The 26,642-nt window shown below is 69.8% G+C and carries 23 protein-coding genes; 15 read left to right on the plus strand and 8 right to left on the minus strand.

Annotated elements, in window-relative coordinates; genetic code table 11:
* Genes ACFVIV_RS19250 through ACFVIV_RS19275 form a run of 6 tightly spaced genes read right to left on the minus strand, consistent with a single transcriptional unit; the run spans nucleotide 1 to nucleotide 8,001 of the window.
* The gene (locus ACFVIV_RS19250) at nucleotides 1–1,329 is read right to left on the minus strand and encodes an MFS transporter (RefSeq protein ID WP_379198050.1); all 1,329 of its coding nucleotides are present in this window, start codon (nucleotides 1,327–1,329) and stop codon (nucleotides 1–3) included.
* Between the two features lie 53 nt (nucleotides 1,330–1,382).
* Nucleotides 1,383–1,613, minus strand: a complete 231-nt coding sequence (locus ACFVIV_RS19255; protein WP_379198052.1) for a hypothetical protein — start codon at nucleotides 1,611–1,613, stop codon at nucleotides 1,383–1,385.
* On the minus strand, nucleotides 1,614–5,615 hold the full coding sequence (locus ACFVIV_RS19260; RefSeq protein ID WP_379198054.1) for an amino acid adenylation domain-containing protein: 4,002 nt from the start codon (nucleotides 5,613–5,615) through the stop codon (nucleotides 1,614–1,616).
* A gap of 14 nt (nucleotides 5,616–5,629) precedes the next feature.
* On the minus strand, nucleotides 5,630–6,334 hold the full coding sequence (gene upp, locus ACFVIV_RS19265) for a uracil phosphoribosyltransferase (protein WP_379198056.1): 705 nt from the start codon (nucleotides 6,332–6,334) through the stop codon (nucleotides 5,630–5,632).
* A 7-nt stretch (nucleotides 6,335–6,341) separates the two neighbouring features.
* Nucleotides 6,342–7,031 (minus strand): HAD family hydrolase, encoded by a 690-nt coding sequence (locus tag ACFVIV_RS19270; RefSeq protein WP_379198058.1) that lies wholly within the window; start codon nucleotides 7,029–7,031, stop codon nucleotides 6,342–6,344.
* Nucleotides 7,021–8,001: a pseudouridine-5'-phosphate glycosidase gene (locus ACFVIV_RS19275; protein ID WP_379198060.1), complete on the minus strand. Its 981-nt coding sequence runs from the start codon at nucleotides 7,999–8,001 to the stop codon at nucleotides 7,021–7,023. Before ACFVIV_RS19275 ends, ACFVIV_RS19270 begins: the two co-directional genes overlap by 11 nt.
* Before the next feature lie 208 nt (nucleotides 8,002–8,209).
* On the opposite strand from ACFVIV_RS19275, the gene ACFVIV_RS19280 reads away from it, so the two are divergent.
* From ACFVIV_RS19280 to ACFVIV_RS19295, 4 genes are all read left to right on the plus strand, one after another.
* Entirely contained in the window at nucleotides 8,210–9,391 is a 1,182-nt protein-coding gene (locus ACFVIV_RS19280; protein ID WP_379198062.1) for an acyl-CoA dehydrogenase family protein, read from the plus strand.
* A gap of 74 nt (nucleotides 9,392–9,465) precedes the next feature.
* Nucleotides 9,466–10,242 carry an SGNH/GDSL hydrolase family protein gene (locus ACFVIV_RS19285; RefSeq protein ID WP_379198064.1) on the plus strand — a complete coding sequence of 259 codons (777 nt, stop codon included), beginning with the start codon at nucleotides 9,466–9,468 and terminating at the stop codon, nucleotides 10,240–10,242.
* 151 nt (nucleotides 10,243–10,393) lie between these two features.
* A complete protein-coding gene (locus ACFVIV_RS19290; RefSeq protein WP_379198066.1) occupies nucleotides 10,394–11,533 on the plus strand; it encodes a YbhN family protein in 1,140 nt (379 codons plus the stop codon).
* Between the two features lie 179 nt (nucleotides 11,534–11,712).
* A complete protein-coding gene (locus tag ACFVIV_RS19295) occupies nucleotides 11,713–12,993 on the plus strand; it encodes a KasA/KasB family beta-ketoacyl-ACP synthase (RefSeq protein ID WP_379198068.1) in 1,281 nt (426 codons plus the stop codon).
* Between the two features lie 35 nt (nucleotides 12,994–13,028).
* Here the strand turns inward: ACFVIV_RS19295 and ACFVIV_RS19300 are convergent, their stop codons facing one another.
* Complete coding sequence (locus tag ACFVIV_RS19300) at nucleotides 13,029–13,775, minus strand: SDR family NAD(P)-dependent oxidoreductase (RefSeq protein WP_379198070.1); 747 nt, start codon at nucleotides 13,773–13,775, stop codon at nucleotides 13,029–13,031.
* Nucleotides 13,776–13,869: 94 nt separating this feature from the next.
* Here ACFVIV_RS19300 and ACFVIV_RS19305 point away from each other — a divergent pair, with 94 nt between their 5' ends.
* Together ACFVIV_RS19305 and ACFVIV_RS19310 are read left to right on the plus strand one after the other, a co-directional pair.
* Nucleotides 13,870–14,850 carry an SDR family NAD(P)-dependent oxidoreductase gene (locus ACFVIV_RS19305; RefSeq protein WP_379198072.1) on the plus strand — a complete coding sequence of 327 codons (981 nt, stop codon included), beginning with the start codon at nucleotides 13,870–13,872 and terminating at the stop codon, nucleotides 14,848–14,850.
* A 5-nt stretch (nucleotides 14,851–14,855) separates the two neighbouring features.
* Nucleotides 14,856–14,984 (plus strand): hypothetical protein, encoded by a 129-nt coding sequence (locus ACFVIV_RS19310; RefSeq protein ID WP_379198074.1) that lies wholly within the window; start codon nucleotides 14,856–14,858, stop codon nucleotides 14,982–14,984.
* A 57-nt stretch (nucleotides 14,985–15,041) separates the two neighbouring features.
* Here ACFVIV_RS19310 and ACFVIV_RS19315 read toward each other — a convergent pair whose 3' ends face one another.
* A complete protein-coding gene (locus tag ACFVIV_RS19315) occupies nucleotides 15,042–15,803 on the minus strand; it encodes a GntR family transcriptional regulator (protein WP_379198076.1) in 762 nt (253 codons plus the stop codon).
* Nucleotides 15,804–15,913: 110 nt separating this feature from the next.
* Between ACFVIV_RS19315 and ACFVIV_RS19320 the strand changes: the two genes are divergently transcribed.
* From ACFVIV_RS19320 to ACFVIV_RS19360, 9 genes are all read left to right on the plus strand, one after another.
* Nucleotides 15,914–17,362 carry an ABC1 kinase family protein gene (locus ACFVIV_RS19320; protein ID WP_379198078.1) on the plus strand — a complete coding sequence of 483 codons (1,449 nt, stop codon included), beginning with the start codon at nucleotides 15,914–15,916 and terminating at the stop codon, nucleotides 17,360–17,362.
* Between the two features lie 98 nt (nucleotides 17,363–17,460).
* Nucleotides 17,461–18,624 (plus strand): TDT family transporter, encoded by a 1,164-nt coding sequence (locus tag ACFVIV_RS19325; protein WP_379198080.1) that lies wholly within the window; start codon nucleotides 17,461–17,463, stop codon nucleotides 18,622–18,624.
* 102 nt (nucleotides 18,625–18,726) lie between these two features.
* A complete protein-coding gene (locus ACFVIV_RS19330; RefSeq protein ID WP_379198082.1) occupies nucleotides 18,727–19,953 on the plus strand; it encodes an Ig-like domain-containing protein in 1,227 nt (408 codons plus the stop codon).
* Nucleotides 19,954–20,099: 146 nt separating this feature from the next.
* Nucleotides 20,100–21,734 carry a flavin-containing monooxygenase gene (locus tag ACFVIV_RS19335; protein WP_379198084.1) on the plus strand — a complete coding sequence of 545 codons (1,635 nt, stop codon included), beginning with the start codon at nucleotides 20,100–20,102 and terminating at the stop codon, nucleotides 21,732–21,734.
* A 125-nt stretch (nucleotides 21,735–21,859) separates the two neighbouring features.
* Complete coding sequence (locus ACFVIV_RS19340) at nucleotides 21,860–23,326, plus strand: SDR family NAD(P)-dependent oxidoreductase (RefSeq protein ID WP_379198086.1); 1,467 nt, start codon at nucleotides 21,860–21,862, stop codon at nucleotides 23,324–23,326.
* A complete protein-coding gene (locus tag ACFVIV_RS19345; RefSeq protein ID WP_379198088.1) occupies nucleotides 23,314–23,826 on the plus strand; it encodes an AMP-binding protein in 513 nt (170 codons plus the stop codon). The genes ACFVIV_RS19340 and ACFVIV_RS19345 overlap by 13 nt, the downstream gene beginning before the upstream one ends.
* Before the next feature lie 127 nt (nucleotides 23,827–23,953).
* Nucleotides 23,954–24,937, plus strand: a complete 984-nt coding sequence (locus tag ACFVIV_RS19350; RefSeq protein ID WP_379198090.1) for a nitrilase-related carbon-nitrogen hydrolase — start codon at nucleotides 23,954–23,956, stop codon at nucleotides 24,935–24,937.
* The gene (locus tag ACFVIV_RS19355; RefSeq protein WP_379198092.1) at nucleotides 24,934–25,959 is read left to right on the plus strand and encodes an agmatine/peptidylarginine deiminase; all 1,026 of its coding nucleotides are present in this window, start codon (nucleotides 24,934–24,936) and stop codon (nucleotides 25,957–25,959) included. Before ACFVIV_RS19350 ends, ACFVIV_RS19355 begins: the two co-directional genes overlap by 4 nt.
* Nucleotides 25,960–25,992: 33 nt before the next feature.
* Nucleotides 25,993–26,607 carry a TetR/AcrR family transcriptional regulator gene (locus ACFVIV_RS19360; RefSeq protein ID WP_379198094.1) on the plus strand — a complete coding sequence of 205 codons (615 nt, stop codon included), beginning with the start codon at nucleotides 25,993–25,995 and terminating at the stop codon, nucleotides 26,605–26,607.
* The last annotated feature ends 35 nt before the right edge of the window (nucleotides 26,608–26,642 follow it).

Here is a 26,642-nt window from a genome sequence, read left to right on the forward strand (position 1 = left end):
TCACTGCCTTTCGTTGGTGGGTACATTTTCCGGATCCGCCGTCCTCGCCGCGCCGACTCGATAGCCGACGACCGTCTGCACCACGGCCGTGATCAGCAAGGCCCCCAGCGGGAGACCCCATCCGGCGTCGAATTGCCGGACGACGCCGATGCCGTACGGGCCGAGCGCGGCGATCACATAGCCGACACCCTGCACAGCGCTGGACAATCCGACCGCCTGCTCCGGCGTGGGTGCCCGGACGGTGATGACGGTGAGCGCCAGCGAGAACACCGACAGCCCCACCCCGAGGATCAGCGACCACACCAGCGGCGCCGCCGATGGTGCGAGCAGGAACCCGAGAATGCCCAGCACACTGCACGCGCTGAAGCCGGCCAGCCAGCGCTCGGGATGCGCGGAGCGGACCACGAACGGCGGCACAACAAGGCTGATCGGCACCGCCAGGCAGGTCAGCAACCCGAGCACTCCACCGGCGGCCCGCTCGCCGACACCGGCGTCGCCCAGCACCGAGGGCAGCCAGCCGATCACGACGAAGGCGAGCATGGCCTGCAGCCCGAAGAACACCGCGAGCCCGACCGTTCCGGTCCGCCGCAGGATGGCGATCGGATTCTCGACCGCCCGTGCGGCGCCCGCCCTGTCGTCGTGCGAGGCGGCTGGACCGGTGGACTCGGCGCCGGGTGTGGACGCATCGGCGGAGGGCACCCGCTTCGCCAGAGGTGAACGCCACAGCGCGACGGCGCCTATCGGCGCGAGTAGCGCCCAGGCCGCGAGACCGAGTTGCCATCCGCCGACCGCCTGCGACAGCGGCACGGCGGCCGCGAATCCGATTGCCGCTCCGGCCTGTAACGCGGTGGTGAAGGTGGTGACCAACGTCCGGGTGCTGCCGGTGGTCCGGATGAGGGCGGGAATCAGCACCGACAGCAGTCCGACGCCGAGCGCCGAGGTGAAGGTGGCGATCACGAAGACCGCGAGATCGCCCCAGGGCCGCGCCGCCAGGCTGACGGTGATCAGGCCCAGCGCCGCGTACAGGCCCGCGCGCAGCGAAATCCGCGCCAGCAGGAGCGGTGTCGCCAGGCTGATCAGCGCGAAGGCGACCACCGGCACGGCTGTGATGACGCCGGCCGCCGCCGACCCCGCGCCGTAGTACGCGGTGACCTTTTCCAGCACGGGCCCCACCGTGGTGATGCCCGGCCGCAGGTTCAGCGCGACCAGTCCGACGGCGGCCACCGACGCGGCCAGCCGGACCAGGGCCGAGGGTGCCTCGCCCACCGCGGACACCACCGCGCCGGGCGCTACGGGGTTGGACGAAACCGGTTCGGGCGCTGCGGTCACGGCGTCGTCCGCCTCGGGGATGGGCCCTGCGTCGGCTGCGTCCCGGATGCCCATCAGTACTTCGGGGCGCGCAGCAGTGCGGCGCCCTCGGCGCGTTCGGTGATGAGCGGGCGGTATACCCGCTCCTGCCAGTCGTCTCGGGCGACGCCCTCGAGTCCGATGGAGACCGCGCCCTCGGCGACGCCGAAGGCGCGGGTCACCGCCGCGGTAATGGCGACCTCCAGGAGTTGCTTGGCATCGGCGGACAGGTCGGCGGGAAAGTGCGAGATCTCGACATGCGGCATTCAGACCAACTCCCTGTTCGTGGTTTGTTCGAGCACCGCCGCGGCGATATCGAGCGCGCCGGCGTTGACGATGTCGTAATGGCGGTAGGGCAGATTGCTCACCGGCCGGGTGCGCAATCGCAGTGGGGCGACGGGAATATCGGCGAAGGACGGGCCGTCTCCGCGGGCGCGGAGGTACAGGCCGCGATCGAGGAGGTCCTGATCGACCGTCGCCGGGTGCGACCGGAAGCGGTAGGTGTGTTCGACCACGGCGACAATCCGTTCGACCGTCTCCCGGTCGAAGCCGGGTTCGTTGGCCACGACCAGATCGATGAACTCGGTACGACCGGTGACCAGCTTGTCGAGTTCCGCGACGTATGCGGGATCGATCCGGGCACTGAACACCGAGGCCAGGACGCGCTTGAAATACGTGCTGTCATACCGGACCTCCTCGTCATCCGGGATACCTGGAATCACGGGCGAGCCGGGAGCGATCAGCACCAGTTCCTCGACATCATGCCCCGCGGCGACGAGTCGCTGCGCCACCTCCGCCGCCACCCGCGCCCCGAACGAGTAGCCGACGATCCGGAATGGCTGCGGCAGAACGAGATCCAGCAGTTCGGCGAGATCGTCGGCGATCAGCGCATCGAGGCTGTCATGCGGCATCTCCCCCGGATTGAGCCCGCGCGCCTGCACGCCGTAGACGGCATGACCATGGTGGGCGAGCTCCCCGGCCAAGGTGCGCAGACTCATGGGGTACCCGCCCAGTCCCGGCCACAGCACGGTGGTGGCGGTGTGCTCCGCTCCCCCGTCCAATCGCAGGAATCGTGATCCGCCCGCACTCCCTGATCCCGCTGTCGCGGTGGCCAATTCGGCGAGCGTGGGCGCGCGGAAGATGGTCTGCACCGGCAGGGTGACGCCGAGCCGCTCGTCGAGCGCCCGGATCAGGCGCAGCGCCGACATGGAATTCCCGCCCTGTGCGAAGAAGTCGTCGGCGCGATAGACGGGTTCATATCCGAGCACCTCCGACCAGATCCGCGCCACCTCGGCTTCCCGCGCGGTCGCGGGTGGATCGCTGGGCCGCGCCTGTCGCGAGCCCAGCGCGACGGCCAGTTCCGCGAGTGCGGCGCGATCCTGCTTCCCATTCTGGGACAGCGGAATCCGTTCCAGGACGTGAATGGTCGGCGGAACCATGTACGACGGCAGCACGGCCCGCAGATCGTCCTTGAGCAGCTCCTCCGGGCCCTTCATATGAACAGCGTCCTCACCCATATCGGTCGCGGCCACCTGCGCCGGGTCGACCGGCCCCGCCAGCGCGAAGTAGCTCAGTGCCCGCACGCCCCGAATCTGGTCGAATCGGCGCGCCGACGGCAGGTCTCGCCCGGTCAGTGAGGCATACCCCGCCGACATGAAGCCGATGCCCTTCCGGCTCCCGATCTGCTGCAAATGCGCCAGCGCCCGGCCCAGCTCGGTGAATCCATCCCACCCGGACCCCGGCTCGACCGCGAGCACCACCGCGAACGCCGCCCGGTCATAGGAGCGCTGATTGATGGCGATCACATGCCGCCGCTCGATCTTGCCGTCACTCACGAATCGCAGCCCGTCGCCGGTGAATTCGTACAGCCCGTGCCGAGCACCGCCGACATTCCCGTGCACCTGAACATGGATCGCCGGCGATATCGAGCGCTCCCCGACCGCTGCCGCCGGACCGCCCGCAACGGCGGCGTCGGCCGCCGTGCGCACCGAGGCGTGGATCTCCGGCGCGGGCGACGCCGAATCCGGAAACGCGTCCGGCGGGCCTATTTCGACGCTCGCGGTCGCTACGCCCTCGGTCAGGCCGTGGATGGCGGGCACGGTGCGCACCTGCCAGCCGAACTCGGCGCTCACCTCGTCGAGAACCCCGAGGATGTGGCCCGCTTCGAAATGAAGGACCTCGCGCACGTTGGTGGAGTAGACCGACTCGATTACCTCGGGCAGGCCGACCAAGTGGACGCGCACACCCGCGCGGCCGGCCGCGCTGACGCGGTACAGCGCGTGGCGGAGCGGGTGGAAGTAGTAGACGCCCGCGGCCAAGCCGGGGAGGCCACCGGTTTCGAGGTAGATCCGCGTGGCGTTGAGGGCGCCCGGCGAGGCGTAGAAATACTTCGGCAGCAACCGATCCGGGCTGCGGAAAGGTCCGAGCCAGCGCAACAGCACACCGATCCGCTGCGCCGTGAGCCGTTCGGCCCGGCGCGCCGGCTCGACCGCCGATCCCCGTCCTGCTACGCCGGTCGATACTCCCGGAGTGAGTGCGGCCGGATCCTCAGCGGGCGCGATCAGCTCACGGGCGGCCGAGTCCGGCAGTCCGGCGGGCACGGCCCGGCCGTCACCGGGTGCGGGTGGCTCCGCGGTGGATGCCGGTCGGATGTTCCCGGGCAGCTGCCGCAGGATCGCTTCGATCGATGCGAGGTCCAACGGATCTGCGGTGAAGGTGCGGTAGGTCTTGCGGGCGAAGACGCGGCGGCGTTGGTCTTCGGTGGGTTCGGCGCCGAAGAGGAGGATTTCGGGTTCGGTGGTGATCTCGCGAAGGCCGAGATCGGCCAGTTGTGCGGTGACTTGGGTGCGGCTGGATTTGGAGCGATGGTGGCGGCCCGCCCGGTCCTGGTCCATCAGCGGGGCCTCGTCGGGGTCGAGTTCGATGAAGCCGGCGAGTTGGGTGGTGCCGCGTTCGCTGACCCAGGGGACGACGGCGGCGGTGCGGACCCAGTCGTGCTTCTCGATCCAGACGCGGACTTCGTTGGCTTCCACCCGGTGGCCGTTGACCTTGACCTGTTCGTCGTTGCGGCCGATGAAGGCGAGGTGGCCGTCGGGGCGGCGGCGCACCAGATCGCCGGTGCGGTACCAGCGCCGGGAATCGCCGGGCTCGAGGGTGAGGTGCGGGAATCGTTCGTCGGTGATGCCGGGGCGGTTGCGGTAGCCCTCGGCGAGTTGGATTCCGGCGATCAGCAATTCACCGGTCTCGCCATTCGATACCGGGTGATCTCGGTCGTCCACGATTGCGACGACGCACCCGTCGACGGGGGCGCCGATGGGCACGATCGCGGTACCGGTCAGGTCCGCGGTGGTGAAGTCGAACCAGGTCGCGTTGATCGCCGCCTCGGTCGGTCCGTAGAGGTTGATGGCGCGGGCGTGCGGTAGCGCTTCGCGAAGGCGTTGCGCCAAGGCGGTGGGGAGGGCTTCGCCACCGCTGGCCACCGTGCGCAGCGTGGTGGCGGCGCCGAGGCCCGGCAGGGCGGCGAGTTCCGCCCAGATGGTGGGCACGCATTGCAGCACCGTGATCGAATCGCGGACCACGCGAGCAAGCAGGTCATCGGGGTTGATGTGGGTTCCCGCGGGCGCGACCACCACGGTGGCGCCGACCGCATTGGCCAGTAGCTCCCACTGCGCGGCGTCGAAGCTGACGGGCGTCTTCAGCAGGATTCGCGCGCCCCACCGCAGACCGAGTTCCGCGGCCAGCCAGGACATCTGGTTGGCGATCGCCCGGTGCGGGATCACGACGCCTTTCGGCGCTCCGGTGGTTCCCGATGTGTAAATGGTGTAGGCCGGACCTACGGGAACGTGCCCGTCGCCCTGGGCGATCCCGGAATCCGAGTCGGCGATCGGATCGGTGGCGCGCACGGTTCGGACCCCTGCGGGCAGAATGCGGCGGGCGAGTTCGTCCGTTTCATGGCCGGTCACCACGTTGCGGAGTGCGCTGTCGGCGGCCATGTAGGCGATCCGCTCCGCCGGATAGTCCACGGCCAGTGGCAGATACGTCGCGCCCGCGCGCAGGATGCCCCACACCGCGACGACCAGATGGGCCGACGGATCGAGGAAGACGCCCACGGTATCGCCCGGCACGACGCCCGCGTCCCGCAGCGCCGCGGCCACCCGGGCCGCACGCCGGGACAGCTCGGCGAAGGTCAGACTGCCCGAATCATCCTCGACGGCAACCGCATCCGGATGCTCCCGCACGCGTGCGTCGAGCAGGTCGAGAAGGTTCACGCTGTGCTCCGTCCTCACGCCCGGACGGTGGTGCCGTGGAAGCGGTCGCCGAAATCGCCGATGCCGGGGCGCATGAAGGCCTGATCGGTGAGGGTCTGGTCGATGTGGGAGGTGATGATGCGCAGATCCGGCCGCCGGGACAGCACGGTGGCCAGCGCTTCGGGGCAGGTCAGCACATTGACGACCACGATGCGGTGTTCCTCCACGCCGGAGGCGATGAGCTCGTTGACGGCCGTGAGCAGTGTGCCGCCGGTGGCGATGGTCGGATCCAGCAGCAGCACTTCCTGACCCGCGATGCCCGCGGGCAGCTTGCTGAAGTGCAGTGTCGGCTGTTTGGTCACCACATCGCGCTGGATGAGGATCTTGCCGAAGCGGGTGTCCGGGCGGATCTCGCGCAGTCCGCCCTCCAATGCGTCACCCGCTCGCGGAATGGTGACCGCGTACAGCTCGGGCGAGGCCGGTTCGACGCCGTCGAAGACGAAGCCGGTGGGCGTGGTGACCGGGCGGGGACGGTGCTCCAGGTGCGAGAGCGCGGTCTCCAGCAGCAGCCGGATGATGCGCTGGGTGGCGCGCACGAAACCGGCCTGATCGGTGGCGGCGTCGCGGGCCTCGGTGTGCAGGGCGATGAGCCCCGGCTGGGCGGGCAGCGGAAAGACATTGACGCCCAGGTACTTCTCGATGTCGACGGGTTCGGTGGTCGGGCGGGTCCATGTGGTCATGGTGTACTCACTTTCCGATCCGGCCGAGAACGGCACGGGTGACGTCGCCGAAGGTGTGTGCGATGAAATCCGGTGTGGCCATGGAGATCTGCTCGGTGGAATAGACGCCGTAGGTGACGCCGACGGTGAACGCGCCGATGGCCGAACCCAATCCGATATCGGCGGCGGTATCGCCGATGACCGCCCCGGCCGGCCCCGCGTCGGCGCGGTCCAGCAGTTCCAGTGCGACATCGGCGCTCTCGCGGTGTGGTTTGGGATGCGAGACGTCGTCGGCCCCGACGACCGCGGCGAACAGGTCGCGGATACCGGCCGCCTCGAGGATCAGCTCGGCGCTGTGATGGCGTTTGCTGGTGACCACGGCGAGCGCGAAGCCCTGATGCGTCAGTCGTTCCAGCCCTTCCCGCACGCCCGCGAAGACCAGGTCCGCCGCCTTCGGCACGATGAGCTCGCGGTAGCGGGTCAGGTACTCCTCCGAAATCGATTGCGCGGTGGCGGATTCCGGATCGCTGCCGGACAGCGCGGCCGCCATCTTCTCCAATGGCGCGCCGATCAGCCGCCGGGCCGCCTCCTCGCCCGGATGCACGCCGGTGACCCGTTCCACCGCGATGGCGAACTGTTCGGCAATGGCGCGCGGCGTATCGAGCAGCGTGCCGTCCAGGTCGAACAGGGCCGCCGAATGCGCGGACTCAACTGGCATGGGATACCTCCCGGGTGTGGATGGGTCGGTCGCGGGCCGCGCGTTCGGCGGCGCTGCGCGCCACCTCGATCTCGGTGGCCGCGCGGGTGGTGCTGAGCAGCACGGCCCGATTGGCGGCCGCGGCGTCGCCGCCGGTGGCCGCGTCCACGGCGCGCAGGACGAAGGTGGTGACGGCCGGGCCGGTGACCCGTTCGGCGGCGGCGCGGGCCAGCGCCTGCTGGACGGCGGCTTCGATCCGGTCCCCGTCGAGGGCGTCCGCGACCGGAATCGGGTGCGTGACCAGGATGGATCCGGTGTTCAGCTGCTGGTGCAGGCGGGCGATCCCGGCGATCTCGCCGGGATCGTCGACGCGCGCCTGGGTGTCGAATCCGCTGTCGCGGCAGTAGAACGCCGGAAAGCCGCGATGCCGGTAGCCGATCACCGGGGTGCCCTGGGTTTCCAGGAATTCCAGGGTGAGCCCCGCGTCGAGGATCTTCTTCACCCCCGCGCACACCACGATGAGCCGGGTCCGGGCCAGTTCGGTGAGATCGGCGGAGATGTCCATGGAGGTCGGCGCGTCCCGGTGCACGCCGCCGAGCCCCGCCGAGGCCACGGTGGCGATGCCCGCCCGGTGCGCGATGGCCATGGTCGCCGCGATCGATGTCGCGCCGAGCGCCTTGCGCGCCAGCGTCACGGCGATATCGCGGCTGGTCACCTTGGCGACATCGGGTGCGCTGCCGAGCTTTTCGAGCTCGGCGTCGGTCGCGCCCACCACGATGCGCCCGTCGGCGAGGAAGATCGTGGCCGGTACCGCGCCGCCGGCGCGCACCACCGCCTCCACCTCCCGCGCGACCGCCACGTTCTGCGGCCGGCGGAAGCCGTGCGCCACCACATTCGATTCCAGCGCGACGACGGGGTCCCGCCGGGCGAGCGCCTCGCGCACCTCGTCGGAGTAGCGAATCAGCGGCTCGGTGTCGACGACATCAGACATGCGGACGTCCGTTCGTAGAAGTGAGCTGTTTGCGGTAACCCCCTGGTCCGCTGGTCATCGTGCGGCAGGGCGGGCGCATTGGGAACAGTTCGGACCACGGTGATCGGATGTCTTCCGGCAAACCCTTTGGAGCGGTGTAGTTTTCGCGAGCGATCCGGCAGGGACGCGGCGTCGCGGCAGGCGGCGACCGGACGACGAACGGGGTGACATGGCTGGAGAGGATCTGCGGGCGCGACTGGATGCCGTCGCCGAGGTGGCCGCCGGGCTCGGCGCGGAGGCGGTGGATCGCGATGCCGAGCACAAGCTGCCGACCGATCAGATCGCGGCGCTGCTGCACGCGGGGGCGGGGGCGCTGCGGGTGCCCGTCGAATACGGCGGGGCGGGTGCGTCGGTCGCCGATCTGGCGGAGGTGCTGATCCGGATCGCCGCGGGTGATTCCAATGTGGCGCAGGTCTTCCGCGGGCACCTGGGGCTCACCGAGATCCTGCGCCTGGCGCCGCTGGGCACCGCCCGGACGACCCTGCTGCGCGCGGCGGCGGCGGGAGAGTTCTTCGGTCCCGCGGGCGCGGAACTGAGCACGCCCGATCTCACCGCGCTGGCCACCGCCCTGCGACGGGAGGGGGACGAGTATCTGCTCTCGGGCCGCAAGTACTACACGACCGGCAGCCTCTATGCCGATTGGCTCAATGTGCTGGTGGTCGAGGAGGGCGAATTCGTGTCCGCGCTGGTGCCGCGGCGCAGCGCCGGGGTGACCATCCTCGATGATTGGGACGGGTTCGGGCAGCGCCTCACCGCCAGCGGCACCGCGGTCTTCGACAATGTGCGCGTCGATCCCGATTACCTGCTGCGGCATCGGAATCCGCTGGCCAACGACTATATGGAGGCGTTCTACCAATTCGTGCTCTCGGCGACCCAGGCGGGCATCGCGCGGGCCGTCGCCGATGATCTGGCCGAGCTGGTGCGGGGCCGGACGCGCTCCTATCCGCTCGCCTCCACGCCTGATCCCAGCGCCGATCCGCAGGTCACCCAGATCGTCGGCGAGGTCTGGGCGAAGGCGTATTCGGCCCGCGCCAATGTGCTGCAGGTGGCGCGGACGCTGGATGGCTTCCTGGCTGATCCGTCGGCCGAGTCGGTGCAGCGAGCGCTGCTCGAATCCGCGGCCACGCAGGTGGCCAATACCGAACTGGTCGGTGCGGCGACGTGGCAGCTGTTCAATGCCGGCAGCGCCAGCGCGGTGCAGGCCGGGCTCGGCCTGGATCGCCACTGGCGCAATGCCCGCACGGTGTCCTCGCACAATCCGGCCGCCTACAAGGCCGCGCTCATCGGCGACCACTCGGTGAACGGCACCGCGCCACGGGCCTATCTGAACTCCTTCAACACGGCCTCCTGAGGCGTGCTGTCGTGCGGTAATAGGGTGCGCACCCGCATTCGGGAATCCGCCCGCGCGAGAAGGAGAGTTCGGAGTTGACGGCTTTGCGACGTTCGTCCGTATTCGCCGCGATGGTGGCCGCACTCGCGGCCACCGCCGGAGGAGCCGCGCCCGCCCAATCCCTGCCGACCGTCGGCCGGTATGTGGCGCTAGGCGATTCCGCCGCGGCGGTCGGCTCACTGGACAAGTTGCAACCCGGCAGCCCGCTGTTCTGCACCCGCGCCGCCGACAACTACCCCTCCGTGCTCGCCCGCACCCTCGCCGTCCGCGAATTCGCCGACGCCAGCTGCAGCAGCGCGAAGACCACCCACATGACCGAACCCCAACCCGGCGAGGGCAGCTCCCCCAACCCACCCCAATTCGACGCCCTCACCCCCGACACCGACCTGGTCACCCTCACCATCGGCGCCAACGACATCGGCCCCTTCAATGTCAACGGCATCACCGACCCCATGCTCGACACCATCCGCCGGCGCGTCGGCGCGGTCCTCGACGCCATCCACGAGCGCGCTCCGCACGCCATCGTCGTCCTCACCACCTACCCGCGCTACTTCCCGCCGGGCGGCGGCTGTTTCGGCCTCATCGACCAAGGCGGCCAGCAACGCCTGACCGACACCCTCCGCGACACAGCGGCCCAGCACGACACCCGCTTCGCCGACAATTTCGCCCGCACCGGCCACGACATGTGCCAACCCGAAACCGATCAATGGGTCAACGGCCCCGCCCCCAAAACCCGCACCGTCCCCCTGCACGCCAATGTCGCAGGCCAGCAACACATCGCCTCGGTCGTCGCCGCAGCCCTGCTCGACTGAACCCGGACCGCCCCGAGGCCGCTCACGCGACTGCACACCCGGTAGTCGCCAGTTCTCCATGCGATGTTCGGCCGGTGGTGAACCGAAACGTGTACACCACCGGTAGATCCGTTGGACGAGGGCAGCCACGCGTAGGCGAGGGAGGACTACAGTGCAGCCACACCCGCGCGCCGGTCAGGCGGTGCCCGCCGAGCCGGACGGCCGCGTGCCGGATTCGGCCGGATCTCTCGCGCCGGCCGTGGACAAGTGGCTGGTGCGCAGCGGAACTCGGTCGCAGCTGCTGGTGACGGTGGTTCTCACCGCGGTGCTGGCCGGGGTTGTGGTGTGGCAGTGGGAGACCGTGGCGGCCGGGGTGGGGAGTTTGGCCGGGGCGGATGTGTGGTGGCTGGGGGTGGCGGCGGTGGGCGCGGTGGCGATGTGGCCTACGTCGGTGTGGATGTTGCGAGGGTCCATGCCGGTGGATCCGCCTACGCATCATTTGTTCGCGGTGCAGTGGGCGGTGACGGCGGTGAGTGTGATTCCGGCGGCGCCATTGTTGTTGCGGCTGCGGTTCCTGCGGCGGGCGGGGCTCGGGCATGTCGCGGCGTGGTCGTCGATCGGGTTGCTCGGGTTCGCGGTGATCGCGGTGCGGGCGCCGTTGGCGCTGATCGCGTTCGCGGCCACGCCCGGGTTGCTGGATCGCACGGGTACGCGGGTGCCCGGTGAGCGCGTGACCGGGTGGCTGACGGCGGCGCGGGCGGCGATCACCGAGAATCCTTGGCGCAGTGTGGCGATCGCGGTCCCGGTGGGACTGATGATGCTCGCGCTACTGGTGGGCGCGGCGGTGGTGGCGCGGCGTTACGCCCGCGCGCGGGGCGGCTGGCGGGAGCTGGGACGGCGGTGGGTACGGCGGCATCTGCATCGGGCGAGCACCGATCTGCCGTGGAAATCCGTGGTGGCCACTGCTTTCCGGCCGCATCGGGCGGGGCTGCTGTGGACCTCGGCGGCGGTGCAGCCGTTCCTCAATATCGCGACGCTGTGGGCGGTGCTGCACGCCGTCGACGTCGATCTGTCGCTCGCCCACGCCTATGTCGTCTACCTGCTGACGATCACCCTCGCCCCGCTCATCCCGACCCCGAACGGCGTGGCGTCCAAGGAGATCGCCATGGTCACCGGGCTCACCGCCATCGCGGGCGTCACGGCGGGCATTGCGGTGGGCGCGGCCCTGGGCTTCCGGCTGCTCACGTTCTGGGGCCAGATTCCTCTCGGGGTTCTATCGGTCACCTACCTCAGCCGCCGCCGCGTGATCTGAGAATCCTTCTCGCTTTGCACCACCCCGTTGTGTCTGAGACGATTGACCGGAAGGGCGCATCATTGACAGTGGCGGTCTTGTGCATCCGTTCCGGCCCGCCGGTTGCCGGCTTTCGGGCTAGTCTGACCCCAGCGCGTAATTTCCTTGCCGCGCTTGCCAATTGGTCACCGTCCACCGACATGAAGGATGTGACGAACGTGCCGACGCTCGACACCGGCTTCTCCACGCGCAATGGCGGTTTCCGGAATGTGGTGGTCACCGCGGTGGAGATCACCACCTCCCTCGGCCCCGACACCGACACCACCTGGGCCGCCCTGCTCAATGGCGGCAGCGGCATCCGGCGGCTGACCGATCCGGAGACCCTCCGGCTGGAACTGCCGAATGCCATCGGCGGCAAGCTCGTCGACGATCCCACCGGGGGCCTGGACCGGGTCCGCAAGCGCCGCATGAGCTATGTGCAGCAGATGGCCTACGCCATGGGGAAACGCCTGTGGCGCACCGCCGGAGCACCCGAGGTCGACAAGGATCGACTAGGGGTGTGCATCGGCACCGGACTCGGCGGCGCGGACGCCATCGTTACCGCCAATGACGCCATGCGCGAGCACGGCTACCGCAAGGTGTCGCCCTTCGCGGTGCCCATGAGCATGCCCAACGGCGTGTCCGGGGTGGTGGGGCTGGAGATCGGCGCGCGCGCCGGGCTGGTCACGCCGGTCTCGGCGTGCGCCTCCGGCTGCGAGGCGCTCGTGCACGCCTGGCGGTCCATCATTCTCGGCGAGGCCGACATGATCGTGGCCGGCGGCGTGGAGGGCTACATCAATCCCGTTGCCATTGCCGGGTTCTCGATGGCGCGGGCGCTCAGCTCCCGGATCGAGGAACCCGAGCGCGCCTCCCGGCCCTTCGATCGCGATCGCGACGGCTTCGTCTTCGGCGAGGCCGCGGCGCTGCTGGTGCTCGAAGCCGAGGAGCACGCCCTGGCGCGCGGCGCGCAGCCGCTGGCCCGCCTGCTCGGGGCCGGGCTCACCGCCGACGGCTACCACATGGTCGCCCCCGATCCGGAGGGCCTGGGCTGCGCCCGCGCCATGCGCCGGGCCATCGAGACGGCCGGGGTGCTGCCCGCGGAGATCGACCACGTGAACGCCCACGCCACCGGCACCTCGATCGGCGATCTGGCCGAGGCCAAAGGTATTTCGGCCGCCATCGGCGCCCATCCCGCGGTGTACGCGCCGAAATCCGCACTGGGGCATTCGGTGGGCGCGGTCGGGGCGCTCGAGGCGGTCATCTCCGTGCTGACCCTGCGCGATCAGGTGATCCCGCCGACGCTGAACCTGGACAACCAGGATCCCGAAATCGACCTGGACGTGGTGCATTCCAAGCCGCGCTACACCACCGTCGAGTACGCCATGAACAATTCCTTCGGCTTCGGCGGGCACAATGCCGCCGTGCTCTTCGGGCGGTACTGAGCCCCTGCCGGAAGGGCGCGGCGGCCCTCGACCTGTCACCGGTCCGCGATATGCCTTCGCTCCAAGCGCTTCTCGACAAGGCCGTCGATCCGGCTCAGCAGATACAGCGCCCGCGCCCGGAGGGACGTCGGCGCCACCGTCGGGTGGCGCGCCGCCACCCGGACAATGGTGTGGGCGACGCGGTCCAACTCGCCCTCGTCGTCACTCCCGGTGTCCACCGGAGCCGGGCAAAGGGCGGTGACGCCCACCCCGGTGCCGGCGAACTCCAATCGCAAACCCTCGGTGAGCATCCGGGCCGCCGCCTCGGTGGTGCGGTACGGCGTGCTCATCGCGGCGGGCGCGAACGCCGCCACCGAGGTGACGTTGATAATGCGCCCGCCGCGCCCGGACGCCACCATCTGGCGGCCGAAGAACGTGGAGCCGTGCACCAGCCCCCACACGTTCACGCCCATGAGCCGCTCCCAGTCCTCCCGGGTGTGGTCGAGAAACGGTCCGTCCGTGGCGTATCCGGCAGTGTTGACCAGTACCCGCGGCGGCCCGAATTCGGCGTGCACGTCCTCGGCGAAGTCCGCCATGGCCGCGCGATCGGCGACGTCCACCGCCCAGGGCGTGGCCGCACCCCCGAAAGCGGTGATGGCTTCGACGGTTTCGATCGCGCGGTCCTTGTCCGGATCGGCGGCCACCACCACCGCGCCCTCGCGGGCGAATCGCCGCGCGGTCGCGCGGCCGATGCCGCCGCCCGCACCGGTGACGACCACAACTTCATTGTCGAAGCCCGTCATATCGGAGTCCTCCCGCTACCCGGATGCGGCACCACCTGGCACGGCTGTCTCAGACAGAGTACACTCCGAACCTCCGGCCGAGGAGTGTCCAACGATGAAACCCTTCCACCCCGGTCTGGCGGTGGTCACCGGCGCCGGCAGCGGCATCGGCCGCGGCACCGCCAAGGCCCTGGCCCGGCACGGCGCGACGGTGATCGTCGCCGACATCAACTACGCCACTGCCGAAGATACTGTGGCGCAGATACATTCGCTCGGCGGCCGCGCGGAGCCGTATGCCCTGGACGTGGCCGACGTGACGGCGCTCGAGGATTTCACCGGCTATGTGCGGGCCACACACGGCGTCCCCGATGTGGTGGTCAACAATGCCGGAATCGTGGTCGGCGGGCCGTTTCTCGATATCCGCGCCGCGGATCTGCACCGCGCCGTGGACGTCAACCTCATGGCCACCGTGCACGGCTGCCGGTTGTTCGGCGCGCAGATGGTCGAGCGCGGACGCGGCGGGCATCTGGTCAACCTGTCCTCCTTCGCCGGATTCGCGCCGATCCGGCTGGGGCTGCCCGAATCCGTGACCAAGGCCGCGATCACCCGCTTCAGCCGGTCGCTGCGCGCCGAGCTGGCGCCGCACGGCATCGGCGTCACCGTGGTGTGCCCGGGGATCATCGCCACCAATCTGCCCGCCACCGCCGTGCTGGCATCGCTGTCCGCCGAACAGGTCGCCATCGCACGGCAGTTGGTCACCAAGGCCATGACGCTGTTCGGCATGAATCCGGACAAGGCCGGCCGCAAGATCGTCGACGCCGTGCGCGGCAACCGCGCCATGCTGCCGCTGCGCGCGGAATCGCTGCTGGTCTACGCGTTCGCCCGGGCCTTCCCGCGCGCCACCCGGACCCTCATGCGGGTCACCACCGGCCCGGAGGTCGAGCGGCTCGTGCGGTTCGTCATCGACCATCCCCGCTTCCTCGGCATCGCCCGGGAGGCGGCCGAGCTCATGCCGCAGCGGCGCGGCCTGCAAACTTATTGGGACCCACCGGAATACGACGACCCGGTGCCGCCACCCATACCGCTGAGGAGATGAGCGCCATGACCGACCGACCGAATCCGCCGGGAGCCGAACCACCGACCCGGGGCAACCTGGTGATCGTGGCGGTGCTGGCCCTGGCGATCATCGGCGCGCTGTTCGCGGCCGCCGCCGTGGTCGCCGCCGGATAGTCGCCGCCACCGACCCGGACAGGCGGGGTGACCCGGACGGGGCGGGGGCGCGGCCGCTCAGGCGCTCGCCGCCCGCCGCCCCGGCGCACCGGCGTGCGCGAACTCCTCGAACGTCGCCACCACCTTCTCGTGATACATGGCGAACAGGTCCTCGAACAGCGCCAGCTGCGCCTCGGACGGCCCGGAGCCGGACTCCCACACCGCCTGCAGCGCCCGCCACACCAGCACGTGCAGATCGGCCGAGACCGCGAAGTACGCCCGCACCGCCGCGGGCACCTCGAACAGCAGCTCGGCAATCGAGTTCAGCACCGCGCGCTGCATGCTGTGGCCGAGTTCGGACAGCAGCCGACGCACCATCCCGACCTCGATGACCAGCAGCCGGCGATAGTCGGGTTCGGTTGCGCGCGCCAGGGATTCGAGCTCGTCGATATCCTTCCTCAGCGCCGTGAGATCGCCGTCCGCCGCACTGTCGGTGTAGGCGAGCAGGGCGTCAAGGACGATGGTCCGCTCGGTCTCGACCACATCGCGGAACATGTGCACCGCGATCTCCGGCGCGGACAGCCGGAACAGCCGCCGGTACACCTCCACCCCGCCGGAGCGGCGCACATCGCGCACGGTGAAGCCGCGGCCGCGGTGCGCGTCCACGAAGCCGTAGGACTCCAGCCGGCCCAGAACCAGCTGGGCGGTGGCGCGATTCATCTCGAATTCGTCGGCGACCTGGCGGACGGAGGGCATCAGGTCACCGGGCGCGTACTCGCCGGCGACGACGCGACGCGCGAGCTCGTCGGCGACGTCGGCGACGACCGTCTGGGCTCCCATCCTGGTCACCTTTCGACAACTTTCGGATACGTCCCAGACAGTTTAGGCTGTCGTGTGCCAAACTGCACGTGCGCCACCCCCGCGGGGCCGCGAACACGATGAGGTGAGCCATGGTTGGACGACTGGCAGGCGGTCGGCCGGGGCGAACCGGGGATACGCCGCCCGTCCGAAAGACGGTGCGCGGCGCCAAGATCGCCGCGCTGCCGGTGGCTTTCGCCGGACGCCGGGCCGCGGGCGTGGGCAAGCGCGCGCTGGGCCGTTCGGCGGCCGAGATCGACGCCGATATCCAGTTGCGCACCGCCCAGCACATTTTCGAGGTGCTCGGCGAGTTGAAGGGCTGCGCCACCAAACTCGGTCAGCTGCTGTCGCTCTACGAGCTCGCGCTGCCGGCCGGACTTGCCGAACCGTATCGCCTGGCACTGGCCCAGCTGCGGGAATCCGCGCCGATCATGTTGCCCGCCACCGTCCGTGCGGCCATGGCCGATGGGCTCGGCGCGAGCTGGCAGTGGTACTTCAAGGAATTCGACGATCGGCGGGCCGCGGCCGCCTCCATCGGGCAGGTGCACCGCGCCGTGTGGCGCGACGGGCGGCCGGTGGCGGTGAAGCTCATGTATCCCGGCGCCCGCGAGGCCGTGCTCGGCGATCTGGATCAGTTGCGGCGCATCTCGATTCTGGCCACCGTCTTCCTGCCCGGGGCCGATGTGAAAGCGGTGACCGAGGCCATCTGCACCTCCGTGCGCGCGGAACTGGACTACGAGGCCGAGGCGGCGCACCAGCAGCGATTCGCCGACGCCTACGCCGATGATCCGGATTTCGTGATACCCCAGGTGATCACGCGCCGCGGCGATCTGGTGGTCAGCGAATGGCTCAGCGGCACACCGGTATCGCGCATCATCGAATCCGGCGCGCCCCAGGAGCGCAGCCGGGTCGGGATGCTGATCATTCGTTTCGTGCTGTCGTCGTGGCAGCGGACCGGCCTGCTGTACTGCGATCCGCATCCCGGCAATTTCCGGGTGCTGCCGGACGGCCGGCTCGGCGTCGTCGATTTCGGCGCGTGCACGCCGTGGCCGTACTCCGGGTTCATCGACTCCATCGGCGATATCGTCGACGCGGTCCTCAATGGCGGTCCGGCCGATCTGGATCGGGCCATGCGCGGGCACGGGTTCGTGGCGCCCGGCCGGAGTTTCGACGTGCATGCGGTCGGCGCGGCCCTGGCGCGCCTGTGCGAGCCGCTCACCACGCCGACCTTCACCCTCGGCACCGACTGGCTGCGCCACCAGGTCGTGCCCTTCATGGACACCCGGCTGACCAATCCCAATCGCCAGCTGACCATGCCGCCCGAATACACGCCCTTCGCGCGCAGCCTGCTCACGGCCATGGCCGTGGTGTGCCGACTCGGCACCGAAGGTCCGGTTCGCTCCGAATTCGCCCGCTGGCTACCGCAATTGGCGACGGCCATCGAGCGCTTCGACAGCACCCGCGACCTGCCGACCGACCTGGGCATGGTGCGCCGGTCGCGCACCGCCCCGCCACCGCGCCGATTCACGGTGGTCAGCTGAGCCCACGACCGCGGCCCGGCGGGGGCATAGATTCGTTCTATGCATCCATCGATTTCCGGCCGCTACCCGGCGGATCCGTCGCGGCCGATGCTGGATGCATGACCACAGTGACCCTCCGCCGCAACGCCGACACCACCGCACCCGTCGCGAAGCGGGGAGCGGCCGCGCCGCGGCATGCCGCCGAATCGGGCCGGGAGTCCGCCAATTCGCTGCGGCAACTGGGGCCGAACTGGTTCGCCGTCGTCATGGGGACCGGGATCGTCGCCAATGCCGCCGCCACCCTGCCGCTGCAGTTCCCGGGCCTGCGCGCCGCCGCCACCGTGGTGTGGGGGCTGGCCTCGCTGCTGCTGATCGTGCTGGCCGGGGCCTGGGTCGCGCTGTGGCGCCGCCATCCCGATGCCGCCCGCTCGCACGGCGCGAACCCGGTCATGATGCAGTTCTACGGCGCGCTGCCGATGGCGCTGCTGACCGTCGGCGCGGGCACCCTCACCCTGGGGCGCGAGGTGATCGGCCTGTCCGCCGCGCTGACCATCGACTGGGTGCTGTGGTCGGCGGGTACCGCGCTCGGGCTCATGACCGCCGCCGCCATCCCCTACCGCATGATCACCCGGCACAACTTCGACGCCGATTCCGCCTTCGGCGGCTGGCTCATGCCGGTCGTGCCGCCCATGGTGTCGGCCGCCACCGGCGCGCTGCTGGTGCCCTACGCCCCCGCCGGCCAGGCTCGGCTGACCCTGCTGTTCGCCTGCCTCGCCATGTTCGGCCTGACCCTGATCGCCGCCGTCGTCACCATCACCCTGATCTGGTCGCGGCTGCTGCACCACGGCCTGCCCCCGGCCGGCATGGTCGCCACCGTGTGGCTGGTGCTGGGCCCGCTCGGCCAGTCGGTCACCGCCGCCGGGCAGCTCGCCCATGTCGCCCCGCTGGCCCTGCCCGGTCAGGATGCTCGCGGCCTGGACGAATTCGCCCTGCTGTTCGGCGTTCCCACTTGGGGATTCGCCATGCTGTGGCTGGCCCTGGCCATTGCGGTGACCGCCCACGCCCGCAAGTCCATGCCCTTCAATATGACCTGGTGGGGCTTCACCTTCCCGCTGGGCACCTGCGTCACCGGCAGCACCGTGCTGTTCGCCCACACCGGGGCCGATCTGTTCGCCGTCGTCGCCGTGGCCCTCTACGCCCTGCTGGTGGCCGCCTGGTCGGTGGTCTCGGTGCGCACCGCCCACGGTGTGCTGCGCGGCAATCTGCTCCGCCCGGCCCGGTGAGCACGGCGCGTATCAGCGGAAATCCGGCGCGATCTACTAGCCTGAGCCGTAACAAGAGCTGTGCTGCAGTGCGGTGCACGGCGAATACGGAAGGGAGCGCTCATGCCACCCCACCGGTTTCGATCCACCGCCGCCACCGGAGTTCTCGGGGCGCTGATCTTCGTGAATACCGCCTGCTCATCGCCCTCGACGACGAGCGGGACGCCCGAGATCGTCCCGCCGCCACCGCCGCTCATCACCGTGCTGCCGCCGCCGGGCGCCCAACAGGTCGATCCGGCCGCACCGGTTTCGGTCAACACCAGCAGCGGCATTCTCACCAGGGTCACCCTCACCAATGACGAAGGCCGGGTCATCGACGGCACGCTGACCCCCGACCAGACCGCGTGGAGTCCCAGCGAGCAACTCGGTTACGGGCGCAGCTACACCCTCACCGCCGAAGGCCTCGCGGTCACCGGGCCGACCGGGCCGATCACCTCCACCTTCTCGACGCTCACGCCGGACAATCAGACCAAGGTGACGCTGCGCAACACCGGCGCGGATCCGCTGCAGGACGGCGGCACCTACGGCGTCGGGACGGTGGTCGTCGCGCATTTCGACGAGGACATCCCCGACCGCGCGGCCGCCGAGAAACGCCTGCACGTCACCACCGTTCCCCCGGTGACCGGCTCCTGGCACTGGCTCGACAACCGCAATGTGCACTGGCGCCCGCGCGAGTACTACGCGCCCGGCACCCGGGTGACGGTGGCGGCCGACGTCTACGGCGCCGAGCTCGGGCCCGGACTGTTCGGGCAGGAGGACGCCCGGACCAGCTTCGTCATCGGACCGTCGCACGTGTCCATCGCCGATGACAACACCCATCGGGTCGAGGTCTACGAGAACGGGAATCTGGTGCGCACCATGCCCACCTCCATGGGCATGGGCGGCAGCACGACCGTTGGGGGACGCACCATTTCGTTCTGGACCCAGCCCGGCGTCTACACCGTGCTCGGCAAGGCCAGCCCGGTCATCATGGACTCCTCCACCTATGGCCTGCCGTCGAATTCGCGCCTCGGGTACAAGGAGAAGATCTACTGGGCGACCCGCATCAGCACCGACGGCATCTACCTGCACGCTCTGGATTCCACCGTCTGGGCGCAGGGCTCCACCGACGTCTCGCACGGCTGCCTCAATCTGAGCAGCGACAATGCCGCGTGGTTCTACGAGTTCTCGATGATCGGGGATGTGGTGGAGGTCCGCAATACCGGCGGCGATCCGCTCGAGATATGGCAGAACGGGGATTGGGGCGTGCCCTGGGAGCAGTGGGTGGCGGGCAGCGCGCTGCGGCAATAGTTCTCGGGCCTTGATCACTGTCCCAGACAGATCTACTCTGGGGTGACACCCGACATACACCGGGTCGAGTCCATGGCGGCCTCGACATCAGGCCGCCGACGGCTGGGCACCCTGCCAGCCGCCCGCTTCGGAAGGTCCTGAGCATCGTGGCCACAGCGTCGAATCGCACACCACCATCGAACAATTCGGTCCCGGACCACGAGGTCGCGGTGATCGGCGCCGGACCGGGCGGGATCGCCGCCGGGGTCAAGCTGAAGCAGGCCGGCGTCACCGATTTCGTGATCATCGAGCGGGCCGACGAGGTGGGCGGCAGCTGGCACGAGAACCACTATCCGGGACTGGAAGTGGATATCCCCTCGCTCGCCTATCAGTACTCGTTCGCGCGGAATCCCAAGTGGAGCAGGCTGTTCGCGCCCGGGGCCGAGGTGAAGCAGTACCACATGGACGTCGCCCGGCGGTTCGGGCTGTATCCGCACCTCCGGTTCGGGACGACGGTGGTGAGCGAGGAGTGGGACGAGGGCGGCCATCGGTGGAATCTGCATCTCGCGGGCGGCGGGGTGATCACGGCGCGCTTCGTCATCAGCGCGGTGGGGGCGTTCATCAGCCCGCGCGAGGATCCCGGCATTCCGGGGCTCGCCGATTACGCGGGAAAGGTGCAGCGGCCGTCGGATTGGGATCACGACTACGACCTCACCGGCAAACGGGTCGCCGTCATCGGCACCGGGGCGAGTTCGGTGCAGATCACCCCGTCCATCGCGGGGCAGGTGCAGAGCCTGTCGGTGTTCCAGCGCACGCCGGTGTGGTGTGTGCCCAAGCCGAATCCGCGCATTCCACGCTCGGTGCAGGTGATGCTGTCCGTGCCGGGCGTGCAGGCGGCGGTGCACGGCGGCGTGCTGGTGGTCGTCGACGCGCTGCTGCGGGCCATGTCGAACGCGCCGATGGCCGTGGTGCGCCCGACCATGCGCACCGTCGACAGCGCCGCCATCCTGGGCTATCGCGGGCTGCTGCGGATGATGGTGCGCGACAAGCGGACCCGGGACGGGCTCACCCCGGACTACGGTCCCATCGCCAAGCGCCCCACCGCGAACACCGGCTATCTGCTGACCTTCAACCGCGACAATGTCGAGCTGGTCACCACCCCCATCGAGCGGTTCACCGAGCAGGGCATCCGCACCACCGATGGCGAGGAGCGCGAATTCGACATGGTGGTGCTGGCCACCGGCTATCACGTGTTCTCCGATCCGGAGACCTACACGCCCGGCATGGTGATCGGCCGAAACGGACTGGACCTCGGCGAGTTCTACACCGCGCACGGCTTGCAGGCCTACCAGAGCGTGGCGCTGCCGAGCCTGCCCAATCGCTGGACTCTGGTCGGGCCGTATTCGTGGTCGGGCAGCGGCTGGCACGCGTTCGTGGAGATGACCGCCGACCACGCGGTGCGCGCCATCTCCGAGGCCCGCCGCCGCGGCGCGACGTTCGCGGCCGTGCGGCGGGAGGCGCACGACGCCTATCACCGCGCGATCTACTCCCATGGTGCGGCCATGCGGTTCTATCTGGCCGAGCTCAATGCGCACGTGCCGACCTACTACCGCAATTCCCAAGGCGACAGCACCTATATCCGCCCCACCGGATTCTTCGCGGCGCGGCGCGGGCACCGGCGGTTCCCGTTCACCGACTACGAGTTCGACGTGCTGCCACCGGTTCCGGCCGAGGCGGCGGTGAAAACCAATGGCGCCAAGGCCAAGCCGCGGCGCAATCGTGCGGCCGGCGTCACAGCCTGATCGTTCGACAAGGAAAACGAGTCTGTGATGGAACTGCCGAAATCACTCCGGATGGCGCTCGGCGCAAGCAGTTACGGCATCAGCGACCGGCGGCTGGCGCCGGCCGTGACCGGGGGATCATCCTGGTGACGGGCGCCTCCTCCGGCGTCGGCCGGGCCACCGCGAAACGGCTGGCCGCCAATGGCGCCACCGTGCTCGCGGTGGCGCGGCGCGCCAGGCTGCTGGACGAGCTGCGCGACGAACTCGCCGGCGCGCCGGGATCGATTCACCCCTACCCGGCCGATCTCACCGACATCGACGCCTGCGCCGCCCTGATCGAGCGGGTGCTCGCCGACCACGGGCAGGTGGACGTGCTGGTCAGCAATGCGGGCAAGTCCATTCGCCGCTGGCTGACCGATTCGGTGGACCGCTGGGACAATGTCGACGAGACCACCCGGATCAACTATCTGGGTCCGATCCGGCTGATCATGAGCCTGCTGCCGTCCATGCGGGCCCGGCACAGCGGTCACATCGTGAACGTGTCCACCGCCGGGGTGCACGTGCCCGGCGTGGGCTGGACCAATTACGTGGCCACCAAGGCGGCGTTCCTGTCCTGGCTACGCGGTGCGGGACCGGAATTGCGCGCCGACGGCATCACGACCACCTCGGTGCATCTGCAACTGGTGCGCTCGGACATGCTGGGGCCGTATCGGATCTACCGGTACACGCCCGGCAATACCCCCGAGGAGGCGGCGAGCGCGGTGTGCCGGGCCATTGTGGATCGTCCCCTGGCCATCCGGCCGTGGTTCGAACGGGCCGGCGCCCCTGTGCTGTACGCGCTGGACTCCTCCCGGGCGGCGCAGCGCGCGCTGACCCTCTACGCCAAGGCGGGCAACTGGGACAACCGGCCCACCGACTGGGCTCGCGGTCTCGCGCGACTGGAGAAGGCCGCCAATCTGTTCGACGACTCGATCACGATTCTCGCCCGCGTACCGGAGGCGGGCGTGCTGAATGCGCTGCCTCCCAGCCGGATTCCGCAGCTGGTGCTGTCGCTGCGCGGCGGGCTGGGCCTGGCGACGCTGCCGGCGAGCTTCGCGGCCCGGTTCCCGGATCGGCCCGCCATGATCGACGATGACGGCGTCGTGACCGCCGCCGAACTGAACCGGCGCGTGCAGCGGCTGGCAGCGGCGCTGCGTGCCCGGTGGAATGTCCGGCGCGGCAACCGAATCGGGGTGCTGTGCCGCAATCACCGCGGTTTCGCCGAGGCCATCTATGCCGGGGCGCGGCTCTCGGCCGATCTGGTGCCGCTCAACTACGGTTTCGCCGGTCCCCAGATCGGCGAGGTGCTGCGGCGCGAACGCGTGGACGTGCTTTTCTACGATGCCGAATTCCATTCCGAGATAGAGCGATCCGGGTACTCGGGCCATCGCGTGGTGGTCCGGGGCGCGGCCGGTGGGCTGCCGACGGTGGACGAGCTGATCGCCGAGGGTGGTGCGCCCGTGCGCGGACCCGCGTACGGGAGTGCGATCGTGCTGCTCACCGGCGGCACCACCGGCGTGCCCAAGGGCGCGCGCCCCGGCAGCTGGGGCTGCGCGCGGCGATGGCGATGGTGACCGGCATCAATCCGCGCATGCTGCCGGCCCTCGCGAATCTCGCCGAGCTGGAACCGATTCCGCGGCTGGGCGCGCCCGTGATCGTGGCGCCGCCGCTGCACCACGCCTACGGATTCTTCGGCCTGCTGCTCACCTTCCTCATGGGTTCCACCGCGATCGTGCACGACAGGTTCGACGCCGAGCAGGTGCTGGCCGATATCGAACGCCACGGCGTGCACATCGCCATGCTGGTGCCGACCATGGTCAAACGCATCATGGATCTGCCGGAGGACGTGCGGCGCGACTACGCCACCGACAGCCTGCAGATGGCGCTCTGCGGCGCCGCGCCCATGCCGCCGTGGCTGCCCGCGGCGTTCATGGAAGGCTCACCCTGGAGCAGGCGCACGACCGCTACTTCGCCCGAATGGACAAGCGCGCCAAGCAAACCCACCTGTTCACCCAGGGCTGCATCACCTCCAACACACCGCGACTGCACCGCACGATCCCCACGCGCTGTCTGACTTGGTTTTCAGTTTTAGATCGACATAGCCGCCTTAACCGCTAGAAACATCGACACTTGACTGACTGAACTTTCAGTTTCTATGGTGGCTGCGTACCCACACCCCCACACGGGAGGCACGAAGCTCCATGGTCAAGCCGGAATTTGTTCTCGCCACCGCGCTCACCCCGCCGCCGTCGTTCGCGCGGGCGAGCGAGCCCGATCGCGTACCGCTGCGGGTCGGCGTGGTGCAGCATCAGTGGCTGCCCGATGCCGAGGCGTTGAAGAATCAGCTGGTCGAGGGCATCGGTCTGGCGGCGGCGCAGGGGGCTCGCGCGGTGTTCCTGCCGGAGCTGACGCTGTCGCGGTACCCGGCCGATGTGCGGGCCGCCGAGAATCCCGGCGCGACCGCCGAGGACCTGCTGACCGGGCCGACCTTCCGGTTCGCCGCCGCGGCGGCGCGCGCGCACGGGGTGCTGGTGCACGCCTCGCTCTACGAACGGTCGGAGGCCGAGGACGGGCTCGGGTTCAATACCGCGATTCTGGTCGCGCCGGACGGCGAGCTGCTCGGGCGCACCCGCAAACTGCACATTCCGATCAGTGACGGCTACTACGAGGACACCTACTTCCGGCAGGGACCGGCGCAGGACGCCTACCCGGTGTACCGCCCGGACGCCCTCGACGGCGCCGCGATCGGCCTGCCGACCTGCTGGGACCAGTGGTTCCCGGAGCTGGCGCGGGCCTACTCGCTGGGCGGGGCGGAGATCCTGGTCTATCCGACGGCCATCGGCTCGGAGCCCTCGTTCCCGGCGTTCGACACCCAGCGGCTGTGGCAGCACGTCATTGTCGGCAACGGCATCACGGCGGGGACGTTCATGGTGGTGCCCAATCGTTTCGGCGATGAGGGCAGCGTGAACTTCTACGGGTCCTCGTTCATCTCCGATCCGTACGGCCGGGTGCTGGTGCAGGCGCCGCGGGACCGGGCGGCGGTGCTAGTGGCCGATCTGGACCTGGCGCAGCGCGGGGACTGGCTGGACCTGTTCCCCTTCCTCACCACCCGCCGGCCCGATACCTATGCCGCGCTCACCGCGCCGGTGGACGCCGACCGGCCGCACGGGGCGGTGGCGTCGTGACCTGGCGGATGCCCGCGGAAACCGCTCCGCAGGAACGGATCTGGATGGCGTTCCCGCCGCTGGGGGCGACCGCCTTCGAAGACGCGGACTCGGTGCACGCGGCCCGGACGGCCTGGTCGGCGGTCGCGCACGCGGTGCTGGACTTCGAACCGGTCACCATGGTGGTCGATCCGGCCGACCGCGACGCCGCCCGCAAGTACCTCTCCGCGTCCATCGAGGTGGTCGAAGCTCCCCTCGACGATGCGTGGATGCGCGATATCGGGCCGACCTTCGTCCTGGACGACGACGGCCGCCTCGGCGCGGTCGACTGGGTGTTCAACGGCTGGGGCGCGCAGGAATGGGCGAGCTGGGAGCACGATCGGCACATCGGCGCCACCGTCGCGCGGCTGGCGGGTGCGGAGCTCATCGACTCGCCGCTGGTGAACGAGGGCGGCGGCATTCAGGTCGACGGGCTGGGCACGGTGCTGGTCACCGAGACGGTGCAGCTCGATCCCGGCCGCAATCCCGGATTGGACAAGGCCGCGGTGGAGGCCGAGCTGGCGCGCACTCTCGGTGTGTCACAGGTGATCTGGCTGCCGCGCGGGCTGGTCCGCGACAGTGAGCGCTTCGGCACGCGCGGGCACGTGGACATCGTGGCCGCCATCCCGTCGCCCGGGAAACTGCTGGTGCACACCCAGACCGATGCCGCGCATCCGGATGCCGCCGTGACCGCCGACATCATCGCGGGGCTGCGGGAGACCGGGGATGCTCACGGGAACACTTGGGACATTATGGAAGTGCCCGCGCCGCAGGTGCTTCGCGATGACGAGGGCTGGGTGGACTACAGCTACATCAACCACCTCGTCGTCAACGACGGCGTGATCTGCTGCGGTTTCGACGATCCGAACGATGCCAAGGCCCGCGACATCCTGGCCGAGGCGTACCCGGGCCGCCGGGTGGTCTCGGTCGACGCCCGGGAGATCTTCGCGCGCGGCGGCGGCATCCACTGCATCACCCAGCAGCAACCCGCTGCGTTAGCATGACCGCAGCTTTGCGAACGGACGAGGAGTAGTGGCATGACGAGCCGGCGGGAAGCGATCCTGCAGGCCAGCGCCACAGCGATCGCCGAGCGAGGGGTGCGCGGCCTGCGGGTCAGCGATGTGGCCGAGGTGGCCGGGGTGTCGCCCGGGCTGCTGTACTACCACTTCAAGGATCGCGACGGATTGCTCGCGGCCGCGCTGACCTACATCAACGACCGGGCCCGCGCCTATCGCACCGCCTCCGATCACTCCGAGTCCGCCCGCGAGCGGCTCATCAGCCAGATGCTCGGCGAGATCCAGGAGAATCCGGAGGTCCGCGAGATCTCCCTGGCCTGGAACGAATTGCGCGCCTGCGCGGTCTACGAACCGGCGCTGCGGGATCCGCTGGCCCGCACCGCGCGGCGCTGGAATCAGGAGATCGCCGACACCATCCGCTTGGCGCAGGCGGTCGGCGAGGTGGCCGACGAGATCGATCCGGATGAGGCCGGGCTCATCGCCACCGCACTGACGGAGGGCCTGTCCTCGCGCTGGCTGTGCGGCGAACTGGAGACGGATACGGCGCGCGAGCATCTGCGCAAGGGCTTGGAGAAGCTGCTTCCGCAGCCCGCCGCGCGGTCGCGCCCGGCTCGGCGCACGGCCGCGCGCGGCTGACGTATCCCGGCGGGGCGGCGAATCAGGCTGCCCCG

The sequence above is a fragment of the Nocardia sp. NPDC127526 genome, from assembly GCF_042672265.1.
Lineage (GTDB): Bacteria > Actinomycetota > Actinomycetes > Mycobacteriales > Mycobacteriaceae > Nocardia.

What these genes read in the sequence shown, in the direction of transcription:
- ACFVIV_RS19255 (WP_379198052.1), bottom strand. Translation starts at nt 1,613, where the DNA reads ATGCCGCATGTCGAGATCTCGCACTTTCCCGCCGACCTGTCCGCCGAT.
- upp (WP_379198056.1), bottom strand. Translation starts at nt 6,334, where the DNA reads ATGACCACATGGACCCGCCCGACCACCGAACCCGTCGACATCGAGAAG.
- ACFVIV_RS19270 (WP_379198058.1), bottom strand. Translation starts at nt 7,031, where the DNA reads ATGCCAGTTGAGTCCGCGCATTCGGCGGCCCTGTTCGACCTGGACGGC.
- ACFVIV_RS19275 (WP_379198060.1), bottom strand. Translation starts at nt 8,001, where the DNA reads ATGTCTGATGTCGTCGACACCGAGCCGCTGATTCGCTACTCCGACGAG.
- ACFVIV_RS19280 (WP_379198062.1), top strand. Translation starts at nt 8,210, where the DNA reads ATGGCTGGAGAGGATCTGCGGGCGCGACTGGATGCCGTCGCCGAGGTG.
- ACFVIV_RS19295 (WP_379198068.1), top strand. Translation starts at nt 11,713, where the DNA reads ATGAAGGATGTGACGAACGTGCCGACGCTCGACACCGGCTTCTCCACG.
- ACFVIV_RS19300 (WP_379198070.1), bottom strand. Translation starts at nt 13,775, where the DNA reads ATGACGGGCTTCGACAATGAAGTTGTGGTCGTCACCGGTGCGGGCGGC.
- ACFVIV_RS19305 (WP_379198072.1), top strand. Translation starts at nt 13,870, where the DNA reads ATGAAACCCTTCCACCCCGGTCTGGCGGTGGTCACCGGCGCCGGCAGC.
- ACFVIV_RS19310 (WP_379198074.1), top strand. Translation starts at nt 14,856, where the DNA reads ATGACCGACCGACCGAATCCGCCGGGAGCCGAACCACCGACCCGGGGC.
- ACFVIV_RS19315 (WP_379198076.1), bottom strand. Translation starts at nt 15,803, where the DNA reads ATGGGAGCCCAGACGGTCGTCGCCGACGTCGCCGACGAGCTCGCGCGT.
- ACFVIV_RS19320 (WP_379198078.1), top strand. Translation starts at nt 15,914, where the DNA reads ATGGTTGGACGACTGGCAGGCGGTCGGCCGGGGCGAACCGGGGATACG.
- ACFVIV_RS19325 (WP_379198080.1), top strand. Translation starts at nt 17,461, where the DNA reads ATGACCACAGTGACCCTCCGCCGCAACGCCGACACCACCGCACCCGTC.
- ACFVIV_RS19330 (WP_379198082.1), top strand. Translation starts at nt 18,727, where the DNA reads ATGCCACCCCACCGGTTTCGATCCACCGCCGCCACCGGAGTTCTCGGG.
- ACFVIV_RS19345 (WP_379198088.1), top strand. Translation starts at nt 23,314, where the DNA reads ATGGCGATGGTGACCGGCATCAATCCGCGCATGCTGCCGGCCCTCGCG.
- ACFVIV_RS19350 (WP_379198090.1), top strand. Translation starts at nt 23,954, where the DNA reads ATGGTCAAGCCGGAATTTGTTCTCGCCACCGCGCTCACCCCGCCGCCG.
- ACFVIV_RS19360 (WP_379198094.1), top strand. Translation starts at nt 25,993, where the DNA reads ATGACGAGCCGGCGGGAAGCGATCCTGCAGGCCAGCGCCACAGCGATC.